This window comes from Mycolicibacterium sp. SMGY-1XX (assembly GCF_059132455.1).
In genome coordinates, this window is sequence record NZ_CP101139.1 from 5,826,547 (window position 1) to 5,850,569 (window position 24,023).

The following is a 24,023-nucleotide window of genomic DNA, read 5'->3' on the forward strand; positions in this document are numbered from 1 at the left end:
AACTATGAGCGTCGACGCTGCTGCACCCGACCGCCCCTGGCGCCGGCCCGGCGCGCTGCGATACGCATTGACCCGCATTCACCGGATCGCCCGCCCCACGGTCGAGGTCTACGACCCGCCGCCTGGTTCGGTATTGATCGACAACAACGTTGCGGTGACCGTGCGCGACGGCACCGTCCTGCGCGTCAACGTCTATCGGCCACCCGGCGACGGGCCCTTCCCGGTGCTGCTGTGCGCGCATCCCTACGGCAAGGACAACCTCCCCCGCCGACGCCGCTTCGGGCGCGGCCACACCATTCCGTTCCAGTACCGGGTCTTGCGACAGACCGCGCGGGTCCGGTTCTCGTCACTGACCAGCTGGGAGGCACCCGATCCCGCCTGGTGGACCGGACACGGATTCGTGGTGGTCAACTGCGATCTGCGCGGGTGCGGCACCTCCGACGGAGTGGGCTCGCTGTTGACCGGTGCAGAAGGTGAGGACACCCGCGATCTGATCGAGTGGGCGGCTTCCCAGCCTTGGAGCACGGGGGCGGTCGGGATGATCGGCGTCTCGTATCTGGCCATCTCGCAATGGAATGCCGCGGCGCACAAGCCCCCTCACCTGAAGGCGATCGTGCCGTGGGAGGGCATGACCGATCCGTACCGCGATCTACTGCGGCCGGGCGGCATCCAAGAGGTGGGCTTCGTGAAGATGTGGGCGCGGGGGCTGAAGAACAACCGGTTGACCTACGACATCGCGCAGCAGAACAAGAAGCACCCGGTGCGCGACGAGTTCTGGGAATCGGTGACACCGGGCCTCGGCGCCATCGAGGTGCCCGCCCTGATCTGTGGCAGTTTCTCGGACAACAACCTGCACAGCCGCGGCTCGATCCGCGGATACCAGAACATCGGCTCCCCCGAGCGGCATCTGTACACCCACCGCTCCGGTAAGTGGGCGACGTTCTACTCCGACGAGGCCCGAGCCGCACAGCTCAGCTTCCTGAACCGGCATCTGCGCAACGCCGAAGACCCGCCGCTGCCTGCGGTGCGCCTGGAAGTGCGCGAAAGCCGGGACCGGATCGCCGCGGTCCGCGACGAGGACAGCTGGCCGCTGCCGTCGACGCGGTGGACACCGCTGTACCTGGGCTCCGACGGGCTCACCACCGCCGTACCGCAGACCGCGGGTGCGATCAGTTTCGACACCCGCACCGGTGGCGCTCGCTTCGGGTGGACGGTCCCGTCCGACACGGAGCTGACCGGACCCATGACTGTCCGGCTGTTCGTGTCGATGACGGGTGCCGACGATGTGGACCTCTTCGTCGGCGTCGAAAAGTGGCGTGGGACAGAGTATGTGGCCTTCGAAGGGTCTTACGGCTTCGGCCGTGACCGGGTGACGACGGGATGGCTGAAGGCGTCGATGCGCGAACTGGACGAGGCTACGTCGACCCCCCTCGAACCGGTGCCCACCTACCGCCACCCCCGGCCCATGCACGCCGGTGAGGTGGTGCAGGTGGACATTCCGTTGGGCCCCTCGTCGACGCTGTTCCGGGCCGGCGAGCAGGTGCGCCTGGTGGTGGCCGGCCGGTGGCTGTGGCCGACGAACCCGCTGACCGGCCAGATGCCCGCCGCGTACGCACCGGGCCCGCGCGGCACGTGCACGCTGCACTGGGGTGACGGGCGCGAACCGCGGCTGCTGGTCCCGGTGATCAGACGTTGAACACCAGACAGAACGTATGACCGGCCGGATCGCGGAACACCCGGAAATCGTTCTCGTCCAACGCATCTGTCACGCGGGTGGCGCCCAGTGCCAGCACCTTGGCCTGGGCGGCCTCGATATCGTCGACCTCGATGTCGAGATGGAACTGCTGCGAACCGCGCCGGTCGGGGAAGACCGGAGGTTCGTGCTCCGGGGCCAGCTGGAAAGCCAGCCGGCGGTTCTGCGGATCCGTCAGCACCACCCAGGTCTCGTCGTCGATCTGCACCTGCCCGCCGATCAGCTCGGCGTAGAACGCGGCCAGCAGCCGCGGATTCCTGCAGTCGAGCACCACGCTGCGAAGTTTCCCGATCACGGACACAGGGGTTACCCATTGCGGCTGAGGCGAATCACGCCAGAATGTAGCGATGCGGGTGGCGCTGTGCCTTGGCAGTGGTGGGGCGCGCGGCTACGCCCACATCGGGGTGATCAACGAACTGCTCGACCGCGGCCATCAGGTCGTCGGGATCTCCGGGTCGTCCATGGGGGCGCTGGTCGGCGGACTGTACGCCGCAGGCAAGTTGGACGAGTACACCGACTGGGCGAGGTCGCTGACCCAACGCGCGGTGTTGCGGTTACTGGATCCGTCGATCAGCGCGGCCGGCGTGCTGCGGGCCGAGAAGATCCTCGATTCGGTCCGTGACATCTTGGGCGACGTCACCATCGAGGACCTCCCGATCCCCTACACCGCGGTGTCGACCGACCTGATCGCCGGCAAATCGGTGTGGTTGCAACGCGGCCCGGTGGACGCCGCCATCCGCGCCTCCATCGCCATCCCGGGCGTGATCACCCCGCACGTGCTCGACGGCCGGCTCCTGGCCGACGGTGGAATCCTGGACCCGCTGCCCATGGCGCCCATCTCCGCGGTCAACGCCGACCTGACGATCGCAATCAGCCTGGCGGGCAACGATCCTCGCCAGCCCGCCGCTGCCGTCGAAAGCCGGGCGGGCACCGAATGGATGAACCGGGTGTGGCGCAGCACATCGGCGCTGCTGGACACCAAGGCCGCGCGGTCGGTACTCGACACCCCCTCGGCCAAGTCGGTACTGAGCCGGTTCACCACCTCCAGCGACGACGAGCTGGTGGACGCCGACAAGGAATCTCCCGCACCGAAGCTGGGCAGCTTCGAGGTGATGAACCGGACCATCGACATCGCCCAGGCCGCGCTGGCCCGGCACACCCTGGCGGCGTACCCGCCCGACCTGCTGATCGAAGTTCCCCGCACCGCGTGCCGCAGTCTGGAGTTCCACCGCGCCGCCGAGGTGATCGACATCGGGCAGGAATTGGCGGTCGCTGCGTTCGACTCGCTGCACCTACCGGACGTCGAGCCGTCGGCCTAACGGCTGATGAACTCGGCGACCGCCGCGGCGCAGCGCCGCCCCTGCGCTCGTCCGGCCACTGCAGAAGGCTTGCGGCACTGCGGGTCCAGCGGATTGGCGCCGAAGGCCGACAAGGCCTCCTCGTCGGCGAACAGCGCCAGCGTCGGCACAGGGAAAGCTCTGATCTCCTCGGCGGCGCCGCCGCCGAACGGGGACGGTGAGTTCTCCCCCGACGGCAGCAGCACCAGTACCGCGTCGCAGTCCGAGGCCACCGACATGTTGACGGTGCTGCCCACCCCGCCGTCCATGTAGCGCCGTCCCCCGATGGTCACCGGCGGCCACGCACCCGGCACCGCGCAACTGGCTGCCACCGCCTCCACCAGCGACACCCCGCTGTGGCGGTCGAAAACCGTGAGCTCGCCGGTCTCGACGTCGATACCGGTGAGCCGCAGCGTTCGGTCCGGCCACTCGTGGGACGGCAGCCGATCGGCGATCACCTGACGCCGGACCGGCTCGGCGACGGTGTCGGCCTTGGTGGCGATGGCCCCGATGCGCTGCAGCTTCTGCTCGCGGGTGGTGTCCGGCACCAGCATGGCCGTGATGAACAGCTCGGTGATCGCCTCGATTCCGATGCCGGGGTCGATCTCGCGGACCGTTCCCGCGACCTGCCGGTCGAACAGCTCCGACAACGGCACACCACTGCTGATCTGGGCGGCGACCGCCGCCCCGGCGGAGGTACCGACCAGCACATCGCTGCGCAGCACCGCGGCGGCGGCTTCGGGTTCTTCGTCGGCGATGCCCAACAGCACGCCGGTCTCCCAGGCGATACCGGCCAGACCACCGCCGGCCAATACGAGTCCGCGCTTGTTCGTCACGGTTGTCGAGTGTGCCACTTCGGAATTGACGCTCGGTGACCGCTCGCCTCACCCTGATGAAAGGTCATGCCCGACACCTCAGCGCACCGTTTCAATTCAAGGCCGCCGGGTACGCACAAAACACCCGCAATCGAAGGGCGTCCAGACAAGGAGAGAGCCAATGGGTAATAAGGCCGATGATCCTGTCGATCATGTCCGGACCACACGCAAACATGCCGGCCAGAACATGAAGAACACCAGGGCATTCCCCGCCTTGATCGCCATCGGTCTGGCGGTGCTGTCGCTGGTGATCGGCTTGTTCGGGTTCGCCGCGGGCCACCCCATCCTGGGGGTCGTCGCAGTCATCATCGCCGCGGTGCTGGCGTTCGCCGGCTTCGGCTGGCTGAGCAAGGAACGCCGGCGCGTGCGCCGGGTCGAGGCCGAGTACGTCAAGACCCACCCGGACGCGGACCGGCAGACACCCAGCAGCTGATCAGTGCTGCCGGTACTGCGCTTTGTAGATCAGCCGGCGCAGCTTGGTGCGGCGGGCATCCAATAGCCCGCCGCCCTTTGAGCTGGACCGCAGCAGCAGCATGCCCATCACCAACAACACCACTGCGGTCGCGGCGACGGCGACCGCACCACTGAGTACTCCGAGCGCCGCCGCGGTCAGGAAAATCCCCACTGCGGCCACACCCGCGAAAATCATCTCGAAACCACCGAGCACGGCGAGGTGCCGTGTCCACCCCCAACGTTTGGAAGACATGACGAGCGGATACCCGCCTCGCCGTTCGCCAACCACATCAGGGGTATGCCGGTCTGGCCAGATGTGGGGCCGCCTTGGCGGAGAACAGCGGTAGATCGAAGTAGGTGGCGATCCCGGGCTTGGCGGCGCACACCTCCGGGATCGAGTTGACGCAGTGCGCGGCGGTGGCCACCACACCGGCTTCGTGCTCGTCGTCTGCACCGTATTCCGACTGGAAGCCCCTGACCACGACCGTGAAATCCGGGTTGCCCTTGATCTCCATCTCGTAGCGCTGACCCTCGGGGCCGAAATCCCAAGCCGGATCCAGGTTTTCCTCACCCATGAGCCAGTTCACCGTCACCCGGGCAACGGGCTCGCCGTCGACGAGCGCCTCCCAGTGGAATCTGCGGCCGGCTACCTGCCCTGGTTCGATCACGCCGATCGGCGAGTCGATGGGGGCCGTGGCCACCGCGATCTCCTGCGTGGCACGCACTTTCGGGTCTGCCCTGAATCCCATCCCGTCGACGATCATCCGCACCGCTTGAATGAATCCACCGTCGAGCAGCTTCTGCATCGGCCCTGAAAGTGCCTTGTCCGGGGTGTCCCCGAAACCCATGACATGGCGCACCACATCCGGTGCCAGATATGTGCGCAGATCAGAGAATTCCTCGGCCCGCACAAACGTCACCCCGGTGGACATCACCGACAGCAGCAACGGGAACTTCTCGCTGATCCCGCCGGGCGCGATACCCGTGCCGTGCAGCGTGGCGCCACCTTCGGCGCCGGCTCGAGCCAGCGCGGCGCCCTGGCGTTCACTCGGATAGACCCAACCGACGGGAGTGACGACGTTCTTGCCCGAGCGCAGCAGGGCCGCCACCTCGTCGGGGTTGGGCAGCAATGGAGCGTAGATCACCGCGTCGGCGTCCAGGGCCAGGATGTCGTCGACGCTGGTGGTGGCCCGGACACCCACCGGCTCCGTGCCGATGAGTTCGCCGACGTCCTTGCCGCCTTTGGACTCCGCGTGCACCCAGCATCCGACGAGTTCGAGGTCGGGATGTTCCAACACCCCTTTGATGGCGGCGACGCCCACGCCTCCGGTTGCCCACTGCACGACCTTGAGCGCCACCGAACCCTCCTGGAGACAGTTAGAACACGTTCTATTTAGGTCTACACGAAACCGGCTGCGATCTGTATGTTTTGTGCTCATGCCCAACAAAGTGTTCGTCGTCGGCGTCGGTATGACCAAGTTCGAGAAGCCCGGCCGCCGCGAGGGCTGGGACTACCCGCAGATGGCCAAGGAGTCGGGCACCAAGGCGCTCGAGGACGCCGGCATCGACTACACCGAGATCCAGCAGGGCTATGTGGGCTACTGCTCGGGTGACTCGACATCGGGGCAGCGTGCACTCTACGAACTGGGCATGACGGGCATCCCGATCGTCAACGTCAACAACAACTGCTCCACCGGATCCACCGCGCTGTTCCTCGCGGCACAGGCCATCCGCGGCGGGCTGGCCGACTGCACGCTGGCACTGGGTTTCGAGAAGATGCAACCGGGATCCCTGGGCGGCGGCGCGGATGACCGTGAGTCGCCGATGATGCGTCACATCGTGGCGCTCAACGAGATCGACGAGATGGCGTTCCCGGTGGCACCGTGGATGTTCGGCGCCGCCGGGCGCGAGCACATGAAGAAATACGGAACCACCGCCGAGCACTTCGCGAAAATCGGCCACAAGAACCACAAGCATTCGGTCAACAACCCGTACGCCCAGTTTCAGGACGAGTACACCCTCGACGACATCCTCGGCGCCCGGATGATCTCCGACCCGCTGACCAAGCTGCAGTGCTCCCCCACCTCCGACGGCTCCGGTGCGGCCATCCTGGCCAGCGAGGCCTTCGTCGACAGGCACGGCCTGGCCGGTCAGGCCGTCGAGATCGTCGGGCACGCCATGACCACCGACTTCGCCAGCACCTTCGACGGCAGTGCCCGCAACATCATCGGTTACGACATGAATGTGCAAGCGGCACAACAGGTGTACCACCAATCCGGGCTTGGCCCCGAAGACTTCCAGGTGATCGAACTGCACGACTGCTTCTCGGCCAACGAGTTGTTGCTCTACGAAGCCCTGGGACTGTGCGGCGAGGGTGAGGCTCCGGCGCTGATCGACAAGAACGACACCACCTACGGCGGCCGCTGGGTGGTCAACCCGTCCGGCGGACTGATCTCCAAGGGCCATCCGCTGGGGGCCACCGGCCTGGCCCAGTGCGCCGAGCTGACCTGGCAGCTGCGCGGCACGGCGGACAAACGTCAGGTCGACGACGTCAGCGCCGCGCTACAGCACAACATCGGTCTCGGCGGGGCGGCCGTCGTCACCGCCTATCAACGCGCCGAACGCTGAGCACACCGGTTGGACCGCGCGGCAGCGGGTACGCGCCGCGCATGACATCACACGACAGCGGGCGTCCGGACGACACCACCGGCATCGACCCCGACGGCGATCCCGCTATGAAGACCAGCGGCGCCGGCACCCAGCCGGATCAGGCCGAAGGCGATGACACCCCGCCGGAAACCAAGCCCGCGCACCGGTGATTTCGGCGCGCGGATACAGCGCAGCGCCTATCGGTGGGCCCTGATCGCATAGGTTGGCCGCCGTGATGGTTGCCAAGTCGGTCCTGTTGTTCGCGGTGGCGGCGGTATTCGAGATCGGCGGGGCCTGGCTGGTGTGGCAGGGCGTGCGCGAACATCGCGGCTGGGTGTGGATCGGGCTGGGTGTCGCCGCGCTGGGCATCTACGGATTTGTCGCCACTTTGCAGCCCGACGCCAATTTCGGTCGCATCCTGGCTGCCTACGGCGGGGTGTTCGTGGCCGGATCCCTGGCATGGGGCATGGCGCTGGACGGCTTCCGGCCCGACCGCTGGGACGTGACCGGCGCGCTCATCTGCCTACTCGGCGTCGCGGTCATCATGTACGCACCGCGTGGGGCTTGAACAGCAACGTTCCACAGCGCCGCAGCGATGTACTTTCAGTAGTGATCGCCGGGGTGCAATCCAAGGAGACGGTTATGCGTACGGCAATGACAATCGCAGCGCTGGCGACGGCCGGGTTCGGCCTGCTCGCCGGTCCGGCCGGGGTGGCAGCGGCAGATCAGACCGCCGCCGAGACCATTGCGAATCTTCAGGCCCAGGGCTACACCGTCAACATCGACCGGGTGGGCGCCGGACCGCTGGCCGACTGTGTGGTGACCAATGTGCGGAATCCGCAGACCAACAGCGAGTACGTCGGCGTCGTCGGCGACGATGAACCCGGCGCGGTCCGGGTGATCACCAGCCAGACGATCTCGGTCTCGCTGAACTGCACCTAGCGCCGGCATCGGTCGCTCGGCTAGACCTGACTGCCTCGCTCCTCCTCCGGCCTCGTCCCTCGGCCGGCATCGGTCGCTCGGCTAGACCCCCGCGCGCTCCAGCTCTCGCGCCGCCGGACCCGCCAGCGCCTCCGGCGTCGCCATCCGGGCCAGCAGCGACGGCGTGGCCGAGGCCACCGAGTAGAGCGCCACGCGCCCCTCGAAGTCGGCGATGTAGAGCCGGCTGCCGTCCACGCTCTCGGCGACACACGACGGCACCGCTCCGGTATCGATACCGTCCACGATCTCGTGGGAGTTCGCGCAGACCACCACGACGGATTCCTCGGTGACGACGTACACCCGGTCGCCGACTGCGCTGAGCATCAGCTGTCGAACGGCGCTGCCGACCGACACGGTTCCCAGCAGACGACGCGAGCGCATGTCCACCGCGTCCACCAGTCCCCCGGCCTGTGCATCGTCGGTGGCCACCCACACCGTGGCGCCGTCGTGACTGACAGCCAGGCCGCGGATGGGCTCGACAACGGTCAGCGAGTCGATGACCCGCAGCTCCGCGGTGTTGATCGCCACCAGGCGGCCGCCGAGTTGGTCGGTGGTGGTCACGAACAAGGTGCGTCCGTCACCACTGAGGCGCAGGGTGTGGGCCGCCTCGCCGGGCCGGCTGATCAGCTCGACGATCCGGACCCCGCCGGTCGTGGTGTCGATGACCGCGACATCGGCGCCGTCATCGCCGGTCCGGGCGACGTACACCTGGCGGCCTTCACGGTCCACCACGACGTCCTGCACGGTGTCGCTCAACGGGTGGCTACCCACCACCGACTCGGCGTCCAGCACGGCCACCACGTCCTGTCCGCAGTCGAGCGCGCTGACGTAGGCGCGCCCCTGCGTGACGGTCAGCGCATAGGGCTCGGGCACGTCGGTGATGGTCGACACCACCGAGAGTGTGTGACCGTCGAGGACTGCCACGGCGTCGTCGGCGAAGTTCGCGACGAAGAGGCGGCCGTCGAAAGCGTTGGCCGCCATCGCGGTGATGGCACCCGATCCGACGGCGGCGCGACCGACCGCAGCGAAGCTGGTCTCGGCGCCGTCGACGGAACGGGCAGCGCTGCCGACCACCGGCTCGGCAACTTCTGCGGCAACCTTCGGCACCCGGTGCAGGTGCGACCGCAGCATGTTCGTCGGCATGGTGTGCGGGGCGGGGCGCCAGTGCGCCTTCCGCTGGCCGCGGTCGGCCTCGACCAAGCCGCTGATCGCATCAGTCACATCGTCCACATTCGCCACTTTGTTTGCCATGTTGTCCAGGCCTTCCTTGGTGACGGTCGCGGCAGTGTCGCGTTTCCCGTCTTGTAGAGCGCCACGTGGGCGCTGATCCCGGTCGAGTGTAGCCGCGCAAAACGGCGTCATTTCCGTTCCTGACAAACCTGGTGGTCAGTCGGGCGGAATGCATTCAGGACCTGCTCAGACCATGCCGTTATACAATCGTGTTGTTTGCTGGCAGCTATCTACTTCACGCCTTTGAGAAGCATTGACGTCGATACAGCTAACCGCCCGGCGCAAATTCTTCGACTACTCTTAATTATCAAATTCTTAGCTTCGCAAAGAAAATGAGGCGCGAATCACACCCCCCGTTTCGAGCGTGTCCGACGCACACCGCCCGCAGCGCTGGTAGCGGGCCCGTCACCACCGATTCGGCGTATCGCAGACCGCCTCAGGGAGTTTCTGGGTCGTTCGCTGGCGCCGCCGCCTCCGGGAGAAGGAGGCGCTACGGATTCCGTGGGAATCCGCGGATGCGTGTCCGGATCAGGCCGCCGTTGCGGAGCCCACGACGGTGCAGGTCAGCGCGCCGCGCGCGCTTCGCGGCGCAATCGCGGACCCAGGACGCACCGAGGCGAGATCCGCAAATCGCTTCATGGTGATGAACGGAGACTGAATCCGTAGCCAACGGCAAACCTAGCTGATGACCACGGCGCGACAACCCTGGCAAAGTCCGCGTCGCCGGAACATGCCACGACAGCCGTCTTGATGTCGTCCGTTCGGAAGATATTCGGGCCGAACCGCCACCACGGGCATTATGTTCACGCTGGCTCGTGATTTTCGGAGGCGAGGATGGCGACATACGGCGCAACACCACGGCGGATCGGCAGTGCATTGCTGGCACTGGCCGCAGCCGTGGTGCTCGGCGGGGCACCAGCGGTCCCCACACCCACAGCCGCTGCCGTAACGGCGCTGGTCATGGGCGGCACCGATCAGCCCAGACCCGCCGAGCTGGGCGACTACCTGCCGAAAGTTCGCCAGTACTTCCTGGACCCCGAAACGTCGTGCAAGATCGCTGATTGCCGGCTGCAGGGCGTTGACTACCCGGCCGAGTTCTGGCCGGTGCCGCAGTGGGGCGGCTGGGAAGCACTGACCTACGACCGCTCCGCAGCCGCTGGCGTGGTCAGTATGGAAACCGCACTGCGCGAACAGCGGTCCGCGTATCCCGACGAGGCCGTGGTCCTCTTCGGCAGCTCGCAGAGCGCAACATCGGTCACCGAGGTGAAGCGCCGTCTCGCCTCCGCACCTCCAGCGCTCCGGGACAACCTCGAGATAGTCCTGATCGGGAATCCCCACCGGCCCAACGGCGGCCTGCTGGCCCGCTTCTACCCCCTGACCATTCCCGTCCTGGAGTTCACCGCCAGCGGCGGGACACCCACGGATGTGGGCATCCCCACCACAGACATCGCCTTCCAATACGACATCGCCGCGGATTTCCCGCGTTATCCGCTCAATCCGTTCGCCCTGCTCAACACGATCATCGGCATCAACGTGCACGGCGATTACCTGCTGGCCCGCAACGGCTACACCGAGGAGGAGTTCCAGGCGGCGATCCAGGACCCGAACAACCGACAGACTTTCGGCGACACCACCTACGTGACGATCCCGATCCGCAACCTGCCCCTGGTACAGCCGCTGCGGGATCTGGGCGTCGCGCTGGGTGCCACCGCCATCACGGAACCACTTGTGGCACTGATCGAACCCACCCTGCGGGTGCTCGTGGAGCTGGGATACGACCGCGACATCGAATACGGCGTCCCCACCACCTTCGGGCTTTTCCCGCGCATCGACCTCGCCGAGTTGGGCGCCGATCTGGTCACGGCATTCGACACCGGCCTGCGCGACGCGCAGGCGAAAATCAGTGCGGCACAGACACCACCACCACCGGAACAACCGCAGCGTCCCACCGTGGGCGTCCTCAGCGCGCCGGAGCCGGAGCCGGACACCGCCATCGAGCCAACCGTCGAGCGGGGCAGCACTGCTGCGTTACACCGCCCGGATCGCGACCGACGCGACCCTGAGGTCCGCCGGGTCGCCGAAGAATCCCCGACCGGTACCGACCCGGCCGAACCCGACGGCCCGGCCGACGACGATCACGGCGATGCGGAGGACGCGCGTGACGAGCACGCTTCGACGGAGAGCACCGCGGATGCCCGACACCTCCGACGACACCGAGCCGGACACCTCGCCGTCCCGGGAACACCGTTCCGAGACCGGCAGGGCGGCCTGACACCGCCGCGGGAATCATCGCGCTCATTCTGGTGTCGTAGAGGTGACGGCGCCGAGAGGACTGAGGCATGCGAGTCGGAGTGGTGTTTCCCCAGACTGAACTGGGCGGCGACGCCGGGGCGGTCCGTACCTACGGCCAACGGGTCGAGGAGTTGGGTTTCACCCACATCCTGGCCTATGACCATGTGGTCGGCGCGGATCCTGCGGTGCACACCGGCTGGGGTGGCCCGTACGACGTCCACACGACATTTCATGAACCGTTGGTGATGTTCGGTTACCTGGCGGCGGTGACGCACGCCGTCGAACTGGTCACCGGCGTTGTCATCCTGCCTCAACGGCAGACCGTCCTGGTGGCCAAACAGGCCGCCGAGGTCGACCTGCTCAGCAATGGACGGGTTCGGCTGGGCGTCGGGATCGGTTGGAATGCGGTGGAATACGAAGCGCTCGGTGAGGACTTCGGCAACCGCGGTAAACGCTCCGGTGAGCAGATCGAGCTGCTGCGCCGGCTGTGGACGGAGCAGACCGTGACCTTCGACGGCAACTTCCACCGGGTGACGGGCGCCGGTCTGGCGCCGCTGCCGGTACAGCGACCCATCCCGGTGTGGATCGGCGCCGCCTCCGACCCGGGTTACCGGCGGGCAGGCCGGCTGGCCGACGGCTGGTTCCCGATGATGGACCCCGGGGGTCAACTCGACGATGCCCGCGGTGTGGTGACACAGGCCGCCGCCGATGCCGGACGCGACCCCGCCACCCTCGGCATGGAGGGGCGGGTGTCCTACCGCGGCGATGTCGACGCGGTGGCGCAGGGGCTGTCGGCCTGGGAGCACACCGGCGCCACCCACGTGTCCGTCAACACGATGGGTGCGGGTCTGGCCACCGTAGATGAGCATCTTGCGGTTCTCGGTGAGATCGCGGCGGCCCGATGAACAGCGCACCGGACTACCCGCAGGCGGCCGCGCAACGCGGCCGCGTCGAGCCCGCCCCACGGCGTGTGCGCGGTTTCTGCGGTGACACGCTCGTCTTCGATACGACGGCGGCGCGCTACGTGTGGGAGGTGCCGTACTACCCGCAGTACTACATCCCGCGCTCCGATGTGCGCCCCGGCCTGCTGCACGACGAGAACCACCCTCAGACCGTGCAGTTCGGCGCGTCGCGGCTCTACACGCTGACCGCGGGCGGACTCACCTACCCGGCGGCGGCACGGGTGTTCGACGACGGCGACATGGCGAGCCTGGTGCGGTTCGACTGGAACCGGTTGGACTGGTTCGAGGAGGACGAACCCATCTACGGGCATCCCAGGAATCCGTACGCGCGGGTGGACGCGCTGCGTTCACACCGCCGGGTGCAGGTCGCCCTGGAGGGCGTGCCGCTCGCCGACACCGCCAGCGCCGTCCTGCTGTTCGAAACCGGTTTGCCCACAAGGTATTACATCGACAAGACCGACGTGGCCTTCGCCAATCTGGAGCCGTCGGAAACCCAGACGCTGTGCCCGTACAAGGGCGTCACGTCGCAGTACTGGTCGGTGCGCACCGCCACCGGTCTGCACACCGACCTGGCCTGGAGCTACCACTATCCGCTGCCCGCGGTGGCGCTGATCGCCGGCCTGGTGGCGTTCTACAACGAGAAGGTCGACATCACCGTCGACGGTGAACCGCTGACGCGTCCCCGCACCCATTTCAGCTGAACCGCGGGTAGCCGTTCTCCTGCCGATCTCCAGGCAATCTCCACACAGCCTCCAAGCTGGAGGCACCCCTGCTGGGACAACATGTGTTCATCAGAACAACGAGCCGTACAGGCTCCCGCACAAGGGGTTTCATCATGAAAAGTCTCATCGTGGCAGCCGCCGGGTTGGCCGTCACCGCCGCCGCCGCCGGAGTTCTGTCGGCGCCGGCCGCACTGGCTGCCGGGTCGGCATCCACCACCATCGGGTTGCTCGAGGCGCAGGGCTTCGACGTCAAGATCGACCGCGTGGGCAGCGCACCACTCGACGAGTGCGAGGTGACGGCGGTTCGCAACCCCCGGGTGCAGCGCTCGTTCGCCGACTTCGACGATGACGACAACAACGTCTTCGATGTCGAGCGGCGCACCATCACCGTGTCCCTGAATTGCTCACGCTGATCACAGGCCGGCTGCGTTCGGGTATGGGAGCATCTGCGCATGGAGTCGCAGGACGACCCGGAAGCCCGGATCCGGGATCTGGAACGCCCCCTCACCGACCGCGCCCGCGCGTCGGAACTGGGCACCGATCCGCCGGGCGCCGATCCTTATCCCCCACCGACCCAGCCCTACGCCACGTACCCGACGCACCCGTATCCGGCGGATCCCTATCCACCGCCGCCCCCGATGACCGGGCCGTTGCCGCCGATGCCGCCGCCGGCCGGGTACGGTGCGCCGTACCCCGGCCCTGTCCAGCGCACCGGTCCGGGGGCACGCGCGGTCTGGCTGCTCGCCATACCGGCGCTGGTGGTCGGGGCCGTCGCCGCAGTCGGCATCGCGGTGTGGTTCTCCAACACCGTGACCGACACCCGATCGGTGATCGATTCGCTCACCGAGACCCCACAGGCGTTGCCGCCGATCGACATCGAGATCCCGCCGATCGTCATTCCCGACATCGACATCCCCGATGCCCCTCAGGCACCGACGGCACCCGTCGCGCCGGGCGAGGTGGGACGGGTGTCCGGGGTGGGCGCCCACCGGACCCTGGTGTGCCAGGGTGGCGACATCACGGTCAGCGGTGTCGACAACGTGGTCGAATTGACCGGGGCCTGCGGCACGGTGACGGTCTCGGGAGTGCGCAACGAGGTCAGGATCGAGGCCGTGGGCAGCATCGGGGTCTCGGGATTCGACAACACCGTCACCTACCGCGACGGCGCTCCGCAGATCACCCAGTCCGGCAACGGCAATTCAGTCGACCGGGGCTGAGAGCCGAAGCCGCAGGGCCGCTGCGGTGGCAGGACCCACCACGCCGTCCACTCTCAGACCCGTTGTGCGCCGCTGGAATTCCCGTACGGCAGCCTCGGTCTGCGGTCCGAAGATCCCGTCGACCCGCAGATCACCGGCATACAGCGGATACTCCGTCTTGAGCTGACGTTGCAGCTCGGCGACCTGGATGCCGGTGCTCCCGCGGTACAGCAGGACATCGGCGTAGCCGCCGACCGGCACCGGCGGTCGCGGGGTGGGCGCGGTCCCGTCGCCTGAGCCGATCTGGGCCTGGATGTCGGCACGCAACAGGTCCATGTCGATGGCACCGGGGTCCCATTTTCCCTGCGCCCGCCCGGCGTACTCCTTGTGGCCGATGGTGCGGCTGGAATTCTGACCGAGGCGGCGGTTGATCGCTGCGCAGCAGCGGACAAGCGCAAAATACTGTGCGTCCGGCCAATTCAGCCGATGCGGCGCGCCCGGGCGGGTTCCGCTGTTGGCGCACTCGATACCGATGGTGTGCCAATTGCCCATGTTGGTGGGCAACCACGGGTACTGCCCCACCCCCGCGTGCCAGGCCACCCCGACCGCCACGACGGTGACGGTGCCGTCGCGGGCGATGTGCAGTTGCGACAGCGGGCCCGCGAGATCCGGACGTCCCTCGGCGATCAAGGCGGCACTGGTGTTGTCAGATCCGGTGTGGTGCACCATGACACCGCGGATGTCCTTGAAATCGCCGTGCCCGCGGGTCTGCCAGCCCGGGTACTCGACGAGGTTCACCCCCTCGGCACGCACCACCTCGGCCAACCACGTCGGGTCACCGGTCCATCGTCGGTGTTGCGCTGGGGGTGTGGCGGCCACGCTCGCCGATTTTAGCGAGGTGCCGACATCACGCGGCGAAATGCGATTTATAGATCTGGCCGTGCACACCGACGGTGCGGTCCACCACCTGGGATACCGAGAAGTCCGCCGCGGCAGACAGGTAGGCATAGGCGGTTGCCCGGTCCATCCCCTGATCGGTCTCCAGGAAGTCGAGCGCGTTGACCACCGCACGGCGCATCGCCACGTCGAGGTCGCTGCCCTGTGCGTCGATCGCGCCGTCAGGGTCGGACAACCCGATCGGCACCCAGGCCTGTGCTGTCTCGGCAAACGGGTAGCGATAGGCCACCGACGGCGCGTCACCGGATCCCGCTTTGCACACCGTGAGTCGGTAGGTGCCGCGTAGCGACCCTTCCATCGCCGTCAGCGCCACCTCGCCGTCCCCCATCGCCATGTGCGGGTCACCGACGTAGAACAATGCTCCTTCGGCGAACACCGGGAGGTAGAACGTCGAGCCCTCGCCCAGCAGTTTGATGTCGATGTTGCCGCCACCGACGGTGGGAGGAATGGAATTGGCGCTCGCCGCGGTGGGATCGGGATCCTGGGAGAACGCCACCCCCATCATTCCCATGAACGGCTGCAGCGGAAAGCGCACCTGAGCGTTGCCGTAGGGCATCATCCCGTGACCGTCGGCGACGGCGGTGAAGGTGGACACGTTGCCGTACTGCGTCGGGTCGGGGTGCGGTCTGCCATCCGCGGCGATGGGCGGCATCACCTCCTCGGGAGTGATACCCGCGGGGGCACCGCCATCGGAGGTCCGGGCCAGCGCACCCTTGCCATGCCTGCTCGACACCACACCATAGGGAACCCGCGGAAGTGCCTGCAGGGTCTCGATTTTCAGGACATCGCCGGGCATCGCCCCTTCGACGAACACCGGCCCGGTCACCACGTGCGGGCCGTCCTTGTCGAAGTTGCGCGGGGTCCGGTTGTAATCGGAGGCGATATCGATGGCGTCCTGCAGCACATCACTTTCCGCCACTCCCTGCGCGCCGAAGTACTCCAGCGGGTCGCGGCCCTGGTCCTCGAGGATGCCTTCGTGCGATACCGCGTCGATGGTCACCGTTTCACCCGAGCGCATCTGAAGTGCGGGCGCAGCATGGACATTCGGTACATATCCCCACAGCACCTGGTCGGGCATGGATTGCAGGTAGTGATCTCCGCTGACGTCGCCCTGACCCGGTTGCAGGACGTTGAATCCTTCCGCGGCCGCGCCGGTGGGTGCGGCGGGTGCGGGGTTGCCGCCACCCGCACCGCATGCCGTGGCGATCCCCGCCACACCCGCGCCGGCTCCCACTGCCGCGACCGCCCGCACGAAATCCCGCCTGCCGATTCCGTGGATGAGCGTTTGGGCAGCGCCGCGCGCGAATTCGTTCATGGGACCTCCAGAATCGTAGGTCCGCCCGAAGCTACCCAGGTGATGTTGCGCCGGTGTTGCCCCCGGGAAAACCCGCAGGTGTCAGCGGGTCCGGGACGGGAACGGGTCGTCCCCGAAATCGATCTGCGCCGCGGGGTTACTCACCGCCGTCACCAGGCCAGTGCCGAACGCGCCCAGGTGATCGAACAGCGTGGACGCACCCACCGAGACGCCGTCGGCCGCCCAGTGCGAGTCCGCTTCCACGCCGATCCACTCGTCCAGCGGCAACCGCGACAGCGCCACGGTGAGATCACCGTTGATGTACCCGACCCCCGAGGTGCCGAGGTTGGTGACCAGGCTGGTGCCTTCGGCGGCCATCGCGGCACGCACGAACGGAGTGTTGCCGTGGCCTTCCACGACGTCGATGGTGCGGTTGAAACCGCGTTTGCGGGCGGCGTTCTGATGGTCCACGATCGCGGTGGTCCATCCGAGTCCGTCGCTGCCGATGTTGATACCGCGTTCCTCGTCGAGTTCCGCCGGCCGGGTGAAGTCGGAGGGCCGTACCCACTCATCTCCACGCGGGGCCTCGGCGCGCCGGTATTGCACCAGCACCGCGCGCGCCACCGTCACACCGTCCTGCACCAGTTCGCACTCGGAGTTGCGCACCCTCCTGCCATCTCGGATCAACACCGCTTTGGTACTGGTCGGCACGCCCCGCGCGGCCTTGAACAAATCCACCGTCAGGCGGGCCGGAAGGAACTCCGCGAGGCCGAACAGCGTCTCCAGCGCATGGGCGGCCAACCCGACCACCGCCGGGCCGTTGAGGTGATCTTCACCCCAATGGCTCTGCGCAAACTGGGTGGGTTGGTAGCGGTCCTCGTCGATCCGGGTGAAGTGCGCGGGGCGCTGGCTCATTTCCGCATCGTCGCACAGCGGCCGCCTCCGGCTGGCCGGCGGTCAGCCGGGTTCGACGCGGTAAGGTGCGCCCGAAGCGTCTGGCCCATCGAAAAGGACACGTGTGGAACCACTTCCCGTCATCGCCATCACGGGTTACCTGGGGGCCGGCAAAACCAGCCTGCTCAACCACGTGTTGCGGACACCGCACGCCCGCATCGGGGTGGTGGTCAACGACTTCGGCGATATCAACGTCGATGCGAGCCTGATCAGCGGCCAAGTGGATGAACCCGCGTCGATCGCCGGCGGCTGCATCTGCTGCCTGCCCGACGACGGTGAACTCGACGCCGCACTGACCCGGCTCGCCGACCCGCGGCTGCGCCTCGACGCCATCATCATCGAAGCCAGCGGGCTGGCCGACCCGGTGTCGATCGCGCGGATGGTCGGTTTCAGCGGGGTCGACGGGGTCCGTGACGGTGGCGTGATCGACGTCGTCGACGCGGTTGCCCACTTCGACACCGTCGACGACGGCGGCCTCGCGCCGGCCCGGTACGGCGCGGCCACACTGGTGGTGGTGAACAAACTCGATCAGTTCCCCGAACCGGAGCGCCCCGCGGTGGTCAGGCACATCGAGGAGCGCGTGCGTACGCGCAACCCGCGTGCCCACGTGGTGGGGGCCATCGGCGGGCGCATCGATCCGGCGCTGTTGTACGACGTGGCCTCCGCTCAGGACCAGTTCGGCCAACTGTCGTTCCGCGACGTGCTGTTCGACAGCGCAACCGATGCCGCGGCGGCCGAAGACGTCCACGACCACGTGCACGCCGACGCGGTGACGGTAACCACCGACGGACCGGTGGATCCCCTGGCGCTGGTGGACCTGCTCGAGGATCCCCCGGCCGGGGTGTACCGGATGAAGGGCACCGTCGCGGTTCGCCAGCGCTCGTCGACGCGGTCGTTTGTGGTGAACGTCGTCGGCTCGGCAGTGCATGTGGCCCGCTCGTCGACCCGCACGCCGGGTAACTGCCTGGTCGCCATCGGCATGCACCTGGACACCGGGGCAGTCGAGGCCCGGCTGGCCTCGGCGTTACGCCCCACCACCGCCCCACCGTCGCCGGCTGCCACCCGGCGGCTGCAGCGCCATCTTCGCCGGTGAACAGCTGTGCAATTTGCTACTTGGAGTGACTGATGAGGAAGACAGACACTTAAACCGATGGATCTATACCTGCACTAATTTGCTCACGCTACAGTGTGAGGCATGGCCGAGTTCTGCGCCTACGTGCTGGTGTCGTGGTTGAACAACCGCGCGCAGTGCCAGTGCGGGTGGAATGGGAAGCGCCGCACCTTCCGCGGCTCGGCAGTGCTCGATGTCCTCATGCACTGCTCGGATACCGGTCACTCCCCCCAGGGCATCCCTCCGGTGCGCCGGGTGATGAACACCTTCTGAGCCGGGCCGCCCGTTTGCTCGTGCAGACGCAGCCGGTGTGGCGGCGCTCCAACCAGGACGCTCTGCCGGTCGTGGGGCGCCTTCCCCCGACGGAGCGCCGCCGGTTAGCCAGCGGTCAGCCGACCGTAGGGAAACACCCGATTCGTTTCCGGGCCGCCGGCCGATAGCGTGCGATGAGCGGAAAGGTGCACCGATGAGACGCATTCTGGTGGCCGGGGGCGTGGTGGCAGCAACCAGCGCGCTGATCGCCTGTGGATCGAGCCCCGGCGAGAACACCATCACCGTGCACACCCCGACGGAGACCGCGGCGGTCGCTCCGATCGACGCGTGCTCTCTCATTTCGCCGCAGGACATCTCAGCGCTGTTGGGCACGCCGATCGAGGGGGTGTCCACGACCACCGATCCGAGCCTGGCCGGCTGCCTGTGGGAAAACCCGGACAACTACGAGTCGGTCTCCTTGCAGATCGGCAATCCCCGCACTGCGGTCAACGGCACCCTGCCACCGGCCGAGCCGGGATTTCCCGAGGTGGGAACTCCGGGGCCGGACGGGATGCGCTTTCTCGGCAACGGGACGGTCGAATTCCCGGCCGGCGGGCGCAGCAATGTCGTTCAGGTCGCGGTACTGAGCATGCTCGGTGAACAGGCCGACAACGCCGCCGTGGAGTTGGCGCGCAAGGTGGGTCCGCTGCTGCCGAACTAGCACCAGCGCTCAGTCGGATCGGGACGCGAAATCCAGATCGGTGGCGTTGGTGACCCGCTGGGCCGGGATACCCGCCTCGGCGCAGGTCTGGGCAACCGTCGAGGCGGAGTCGGCGGTGAAGACACCGAACAGCACCTCGTCGGCGGGAACTGCGAGCATGGCCGTCAGGTGCACCGGCACCCCGCGGTCGGAGAACAGCGCCGCGGTGGCACTGAGCCGGGCGGCCGTGCGCTCCAGCGACTCAGCGGCGAAAGCGAATCGGTACCATTCGACGAGGTAACACGGCACGGTGGTGCTCATCGACTGAACGCTAAACCGGCTGCGCCACTGGAGCTATCGGGGGTTTCCCTATTTTTCCGACAAGCTGATGTATCGACCCAGTTCAGCACGGGACCGGATGCCGAGCTTTGCATAGATGCGTGCGAGGTTCGCCTCGACGGTCTTCGGGCTGATGAACATCTCCGCTGCCACGCTGCGGTTGGTCATACCGGATGCGACGAGCTCCGCGACCCGCTGTTCGGAGGCGGTCAGTTCGCCGCCCCGACGGCCGCCATTGGCACGCCCCAGCTCGGCACGGGCCTTCGCTGTCCACAGTGGGGTGCCAAGCTCGTCGAAGGCGCGCAGCGCTTCCTCGAGGGTGGCCGCCGCGACGTCCTTCTGGCGTTGACGTCGTTGCAGCTGCCCCAGCAGCAGCTGGGTGCGTGCGCGCTCGAAAGGCATTGGCAATCGCTCGTATTGGGCCAAGGCGTGCGTCGCCGCGACCACCGCGGCACCCACCTGGCCACCGGCGGCGAGCAGCATCGCGCGGCCACGTCCGCCGTTGGCCAGCATCCAGGGCCTGTCCAGCCGGTTCCCGTTCTCCTCGAGCGCCGCCACCAGCGGCTCCGCATCGCTGTAGCGGTCGAGATGCACCATCGCCTCGATGGCCTCGGGTAAGTAGGAGGATCCGATGATCTCCGTGGCCCTCGGCAGGGCACGAAACCGGGACAGTAGCGGCTCTACTGTGCTCAGTGCCCTGCGGTAGTCGCCGAGGGAGACTTCGAGAAAGGCCAGCGCGGTGATGGGCCACTCTCCCAACCGGTCCGATCCGGCCCGCCTGCTGGCGGCATAGGCGGCCGCCACCTCGTCGCGCACCTTGGCAACGTGACCCGTGTAGGCGGCACTCAACGCGCTGCTGGTCAGCGCCACCGACAGCGGTAGATCCCCGCCGAGCTGCTGGGCACGTTCCACTGCGTCGTCGACGATCAACGCCGCCTCGGCCAGCCTGCCGCGCCAGATCGCGGTCAGAGCGCCATGGAACGCCACGAACATCAACTCGCCGTCTTCACCGTGCTCGACACACTCGCGGCGGATATCGGAGAACGAGTCGTGCGCTTCGTCGAGACGTCCGGTGCACGACAACAGCAGCGCGTGGTGGACGCTGGGACGCAACGCAATCGGGATGTCCGCTTCGGCCGTCTCGAGTTCCAGCGCCCGGTGCAGTCGCGGCTCGTCGACACCGTCCCCCTGCAGAAAACCCACCATCACTCGCATGCTCAGCGCCTGACTCAGCAGATCGGGCCGGCCGAGCTGTTCTGCGGAGTCGACGGCGTTGTCGGCACGCCGGATCGCCGCTTCGAGTCGGCCGGCGTTGAACAACGCGAAGGTGAGTGTGACGAGTATGGGCACCAAGGCATCGGGATGGCCCGCGGTATCCGCCAGCGCCTGCTCCAGCAGTTCGGCCGACTCGGTGAAACTGTCGTCGAGCAGCCGGATGTAGCCCAGCAGGTTCGCCGCTTCGGCACGCAACGCTCCGGGCGGAAGACGAGCCATCGCCTCCACCAGCAGCGCCCGGGCCCGGCCCGGTTCTCCGGCATCGAAACAGTGCTTGGCAGAACGTATTCTGCGTTTCGGCGTGTCTCCGCCGAGCTCGATCGCCAGGTCGATCAGTTCGGCCGCGGCCGCGGGCGCCCCGCGGCTGCGGGCCGTTTCCGCGGCCGCGTCCAAGGCTCGCAAGGTCATGGGGTCGCCGTGGGTGGAGCTCAACGCCAGGTGGCGAGCCCGCAGCTCCGACTCGTCGACCAGATCGGCCAACCGCCGGTGCATCGCACGTAACTGCCCTTGATCGGCATTGTGGTACACGCCGCGGGCGTAGATGGGATGACCGAACCGTAGCCGATCCCCTTCCAGGTGGATGACGCCCTTGCGTTCCGGCTCGGCCAGTGTGGTGAGCACCTGGTTCGGCGTCGTGTTGACGGCGTGGGCCACCACATCGACGGTGGGCACCGCCAGGCAGGCGGCCGCCAGGAGCGCTTCCGAGACCTCGGGATCCCGGTAGCTGATCTTCGAGTCGATCAGCTCGGCCAAGGTCGGCGGCAAGGACAACTCCGCGCTGGACTGTTCATCGTCGACCCCCTGAGCCAGCTCGAGCGCGTAGAGGGGGTTGCCCGCCGACACCTCGGCGATGCGGACCATGGTGGGCCGCGAGAACGACCGGCCCAGCCGCTGCGAGACCAGTGCGTGGAGAGCTCCCAAGGTCAAGGGAGGCAACGTGATTCGCCGGCAGTTCTCCGGCCGGGAGAGCTGTAGCCACGTGCCCATATCCCCTGCTGCGCCGGTGCGCACCGTGGCCAGCACACGTACCGTTCCGGTGAGCCGGCGCGCCGCGAATGCCAGGACCAGCCTGCTGGACGGGTCGAGCCACTGCAGGTCGTCGACGGCGATGAGCACCTGGGTGCGTTCTGCCAGTACACCGACAACCGAGAGGAAACCTGCTGCCACGGCACGTTGATCGGTCGGTGTCCCGTCGGCGTGCAACAGCACCCGGTCCAGGGCGTTGCGCTGCGGCGGGGGCAGACCACTACGTATGTCGGTGTCGACGGAGCCGAGCATATCGGCCAGCGAGGCGTAGGCCAGTACCGATTCCGCAGCCGCCGGACGGCTGGACAGCACTGCGAAACCTCGGTCGACGGCCTCATCCACGGCGGCCAGGAACAGGGTGGTCTTGCCGATACCCGCTTCCCCTGCAAGCACAACGGCTGTCGGATCGGCACTGTCGGAGCCCAGTAGGTCGGCGATGACGCGGGCTTCCGCTTCGCGGCTGACGAACCGGGCGGGCATGGTCGAATGATCGCAGCTGCGGCAGTTCGCGTCCACGGCAAACCCCAATATTCGTTGCCGCAACAGACGTATTGGTTGACTCTGCAATCACTTTGGCAGGTTGGCGCATTGACTGACCGCTCGGCGTCACTCCAACTTCATTGCCTGGGCAAGCTTTCGCGAACATCACGGCGCAGGTGCCGACCGGCGGGGCCCAAGCCCGAACATCACGAAATCGTAGGGAAACACCCTATAGGTGCGGCGATTCTGCGCTCCTAGACTCCAACACGACCGTTGGGCTTCACGTCGCTTCTGCGCGAGGCAACGGCCTGATTGTCAACCACCAGAGGGGATTTCATGACAACCAAGCGAGCGTCCACACACCTGGCCCTGGCCACCGTCGTCGCCGGCTTGTCGGCGTTCTCGGTGACACTGACGGCACCGGTGGCCAGCGCTGATCCACTCGACAACATCATCGCCACGGTCAAGAAGGACCGCGCCAACACCCGTTGCGCCCAGCTCAATTACAACCCGGCGCTGGAAGGAGCCGCGCAGACCTACGCCAGGTCGGAGAATCCCGTGGATTCGCAGGCACCCGGTTATGCGGGCAGCACCCTGGGGTTCCTCGGTTCCGGTGATCCACAGGCCGCCGCGACCACCAGCGCCTACCAGCGGGGAGCGGGAAACCTGATCGGCAACTGCGACTTCACCGAATTCGGTGTCGGTTTCGTTCGTCACGAGGACCGTGAGGTCGACGTGGTGACCATCGTGTTCGGCAAGCCGGCGGCTCCCCCGCCTCCCCCTCCGCCCCCGGTGGTGGTACCCGATCAGCCCAAGCCGGAGGAGCAGGCACAGAAGCCGCCGGAGAAGGTGCCCGCCCCGACAGACGCCATCAGCGTGGTGTTCAACAGAGCGGCGCTCAGTGTGAATGTCAACATCTCCAACAGCTCGGACATCGCGGGCTCGTGCACGTACGTGGCGACCCCGGTCAATGCCCCTCTGCTGCCCACCGTCACCCGCAACTTCAACATCGCGCCACGAGGTTCGGCCCAGCTCACCGTTCCGGCGCCGCCGCCGCTGACCACCTATCACGTCGTGACCTCGTGCACGGGCCCCTATGAAGGCCAGACGGTCCAGTTCGGGCGCGACGAGCAGGACGTGTCCGGCTGAATGCTTCCCCGCGGGCAGACGCAGAACCCCAACCTG

25 protein-coding genes and 1 pseudogene are annotated in these 24,023 nt (G+C 67.3%); 16 read left to right on the forward strand and 10 right to left on the reverse strand.

What is annotated here, in order from left to right; translation table 11 throughout:
• Positions 1-4 precede the first annotated feature (4 nt).
• Complete coding sequence (locus NL241_RS27850) at positions 5-1,696, forward strand: CocE/NonD family hydrolase (RefSeq protein ID WP_494395618.1); 1,692 nt, start codon at positions 5-7, stop codon at positions 1,694-1,696.
• Here the strand turns inward: NL241_RS27850 and NL241_RS27855 are convergent.
• Entirely contained in the window at positions 1,686-2,027 is a 342-nt protein-coding gene (locus NL241_RS27855) for a VOC family protein (RefSeq protein WP_494395619.1), read from the reverse strand. The genes NL241_RS27850 and NL241_RS27855 overlap by 11 nt on opposite strands.
• Positions 2,028-2,100: 73 nt before the next feature.
• Here NL241_RS27855 and NL241_RS27860 point away from each other — a divergent pair, with 73 nt between their 5' ends.
• The gene (locus tag NL241_RS27860; RefSeq protein WP_487692835.1) at positions 2,101-3,072 is read left to right on the forward strand and encodes a patatin-like phospholipase family protein; all 972 of its coding nucleotides are present in this window, start codon (positions 2,101-2,103) and stop codon (positions 3,070-3,072) included.
• On the opposite strand, the gene NL241_RS27865 is transcribed toward NL241_RS27860, so the two are convergent.
• A complete protein-coding gene (locus NL241_RS27865) occupies positions 3,069-3,926 on the reverse strand; it encodes a patatin-like phospholipase family protein (protein ID WP_494395620.1) in 858 nt (285 codons plus the stop codon). The genes NL241_RS27860 and NL241_RS27865 overlap by 4 nt on opposite strands.
• 160 nt (positions 3,927-4,086) lie before the next feature.
• Here NL241_RS27865 and NL241_RS27870 point away from each other — a divergent pair, with 160 nt between their 5' ends.
• A complete protein-coding gene (locus tag NL241_RS27870) occupies positions 4,087-4,398 on the forward strand; it encodes a protein UsfY (RefSeq protein ID WP_494395621.1) in 312 nt (103 codons plus the stop codon).
• Here the strand turns inward: NL241_RS27870 and NL241_RS27875 are convergent, their stop codons facing one another.
• Both NL241_RS27875 and NL241_RS27880 read right to left on the reverse strand, forming a co-directional pair.
• The gene (locus tag NL241_RS27875) at positions 4,399-4,671 is read right to left on the reverse strand and encodes a hypothetical protein (protein ID WP_487692832.1); all 273 of its coding nucleotides are present in this window, start codon (positions 4,669-4,671) and stop codon (positions 4,399-4,401) included.
• 37 nt (positions 4,672-4,708) lie between these two features.
• Positions 4,709-5,776: an NAD(P)H-dependent amine dehydrogenase family protein gene (locus NL241_RS27880; protein WP_494395622.1), complete on the reverse strand. Its 1,068-nt coding sequence runs from the start codon at positions 5,774-5,776 to the stop codon at positions 4,709-4,711.
• A gap of 79 nt (positions 5,777-5,855) precedes the next feature.
• Here NL241_RS27880 and NL241_RS27885 point away from each other — a divergent pair, with 79 nt between their 5' ends.
• The 4 genes from NL241_RS27885 to NL241_RS27900 all read left to right on the forward strand — a co-directional run bounded on the left by NL241_RS27885 (position 5,856) and on the right by NL241_RS27900 (position 8,009).
• The gene (locus NL241_RS27885; protein WP_494395623.1) at positions 5,856-7,046 is read left to right on the forward strand and encodes a lipid-transfer protein; all 1,191 of its coding nucleotides are present in this window, start codon (positions 5,856-5,858) and stop codon (positions 7,044-7,046) included.
• A 41-nt stretch (positions 7,047-7,087) separates the two neighbouring features.
• The gene (locus tag NL241_RS27890) at positions 7,088-7,237 is read left to right on the forward strand and encodes a hypothetical protein (protein WP_487692829.1); all 150 of its coding nucleotides are present in this window, start codon (positions 7,088-7,090) and stop codon (positions 7,235-7,237) included.
• Between the two features lie 65 nt (positions 7,238-7,302).
• Entirely contained in the window at positions 7,303-7,635 is a 333-nt protein-coding gene (locus NL241_RS27895) for a YnfA family protein (RefSeq protein ID WP_494398405.1), read from the forward strand.
• A gap of 86 nt (positions 7,636-7,721) precedes the next feature.
• Positions 7,722-8,009, forward strand: a complete 288-nt coding sequence (locus NL241_RS27900) for a hypothetical protein (RefSeq protein WP_494395624.1) — start codon at positions 7,722-7,724, stop codon at positions 8,007-8,009.
• An 81-nt stretch (positions 8,010-8,090) separates the two neighbouring features.
• Here NL241_RS27900 and NL241_RS27905 read toward each other — a convergent pair whose 3' ends face one another.
• On the reverse strand, positions 8,091-9,269 hold the full coding sequence (locus NL241_RS27905) for a YncE family protein (protein WP_494395625.1): 1,179 nt from the start codon (positions 9,267-9,269) through the stop codon (positions 8,091-8,093).
• Between the two features lie 969 nt (positions 9,270-10,238).
• Here NL241_RS27905 and NL241_RS27910 point away from each other — a divergent pair.
• From NL241_RS27910 to NL241_RS27930, 5 genes and pseudogenes are all read left to right on the forward strand, one after another.
• A pseudogene (locus NL241_RS27910) lies at positions 10,239-11,045 on the forward strand (PE-PPE domain-containing protein); the annotation flags it as partial.
• A 572-nt stretch (positions 11,046-11,617) separates the two neighbouring features.
• On the forward strand, positions 11,618-12,475 hold the full coding sequence (locus NL241_RS27915) for an LLM class F420-dependent oxidoreductase (RefSeq protein ID WP_494395626.1): 858 nt from the start codon (positions 11,618-11,620) through the stop codon (positions 12,473-12,475).
• Complete coding sequence (locus tag NL241_RS27920) at positions 12,472-13,233, forward strand: DUF427 domain-containing protein (RefSeq protein WP_494395627.1); 762 nt, start codon at positions 12,472-12,474, stop codon at positions 13,231-13,233. Before NL241_RS27915 ends, NL241_RS27920 begins: the two co-directional genes overlap by 4 nt.
• Positions 13,234-13,367: 134 nt before the next feature.
• A complete protein-coding gene (locus NL241_RS27925; protein WP_487692823.1) occupies positions 13,368-13,667 on the forward strand; it encodes a hypothetical protein in 300 nt (99 codons plus the stop codon).
• Positions 13,668-13,706: 39 nt separating this feature from the next.
• Positions 13,707-14,471 carry a DUF3060 domain-containing protein gene (locus NL241_RS27930; protein WP_494395628.1) on the forward strand — a complete coding sequence of 255 codons (765 nt, stop codon included), beginning with the start codon at positions 13,707-13,709 and terminating at the stop codon, positions 14,469-14,471.
• Here NL241_RS27930 and NL241_RS27935 read toward each other — a convergent pair.
• The 3 genes from NL241_RS27935 to NL241_RS27945 form a co-directional block, all read right to left on the reverse strand.
• Complete coding sequence (locus NL241_RS27935; protein ID WP_494395629.1) at positions 14,454-15,329, reverse strand: peptidoglycan recognition protein family protein; 876 nt, start codon at positions 15,327-15,329, stop codon at positions 14,454-14,456. The genes NL241_RS27930 and NL241_RS27935 overlap by 18 nt on opposite strands.
• Positions 15,330-15,357: 28 nt before the next feature.
• A complete protein-coding gene (locus tag NL241_RS27940) occupies positions 15,358-16,722 on the reverse strand; it encodes an acetamidase/formamidase family protein (RefSeq protein WP_494395630.1) in 1,365 nt (454 codons plus the stop codon).
• 81 nt (positions 16,723-16,803) lie between these two features.
• On the reverse strand, positions 16,804-17,616 hold the full coding sequence (locus NL241_RS27945) for an acyl-CoA thioesterase domain-containing protein (protein WP_494395631.1): 813 nt from the start codon (positions 17,614-17,616) through the stop codon (positions 16,804-16,806).
• Positions 17,617-17,719: 103 nt separating this feature from the next.
• Here NL241_RS27945 and NL241_RS27950 point away from each other — a divergent pair, with 103 nt between their 5' ends.
• The 3 genes from NL241_RS27950 to NL241_RS27960 all read left to right on the forward strand — a co-directional run bounded on the left by NL241_RS27950 (position 17,720) and on the right by NL241_RS27960 (position 19,739).
• Positions 17,720-18,748, forward strand: a complete 1,029-nt coding sequence (locus NL241_RS27950) for a CobW family GTP-binding protein (RefSeq protein ID WP_494395632.1) — start codon at positions 17,720-17,722, stop codon at positions 18,746-18,748.
• A gap of 102 nt (positions 18,749-18,850) precedes the next feature.
• Positions 18,851-19,039, forward strand: coding sequence for a hypothetical protein (locus NL241_RS27955; RefSeq protein ID WP_494395633.1), 189 nt, complete (start codon positions 18,851-18,853; stop codon positions 19,037-19,039).
• A gap of 193 nt (positions 19,040-19,232) precedes the next feature.
• Entirely contained in the window at positions 19,233-19,739 is a 507-nt protein-coding gene (locus tag NL241_RS27960) for a hypothetical protein (protein WP_494395634.1), read from the forward strand.
• 9 nt (positions 19,740-19,748) lie between these two features.
• On the opposite strand, the gene NL241_RS27965 is transcribed toward NL241_RS27960, so the two are convergent.
• Entirely contained in the window at positions 19,749-20,039 is a 291-nt protein-coding gene (locus tag NL241_RS27965; protein WP_487692816.1) for a hypothetical protein, read from the reverse strand.
• A gap of 48 nt (positions 20,040-20,087) precedes the next feature.
• Positions 20,088-22,838, reverse strand: a complete 2,751-nt coding sequence (locus NL241_RS27970; RefSeq protein ID WP_494395635.1) for an AAA family ATPase — start codon at positions 22,836-22,838, stop codon at positions 20,088-20,090.
• A 336-nt stretch (positions 22,839-23,174) separates the two neighbouring features.
• Between NL241_RS27970 and NL241_RS27975 the strand changes: the two genes are divergently transcribed.
• A complete protein-coding gene (locus NL241_RS27975; RefSeq protein WP_487692814.1) occupies positions 23,175-23,987 on the forward strand; it encodes a CAP domain-containing protein in 813 nt (270 codons plus the stop codon).
• The last annotated feature ends 36 nt before the right edge of the window (positions 23,988-24,023 follow it).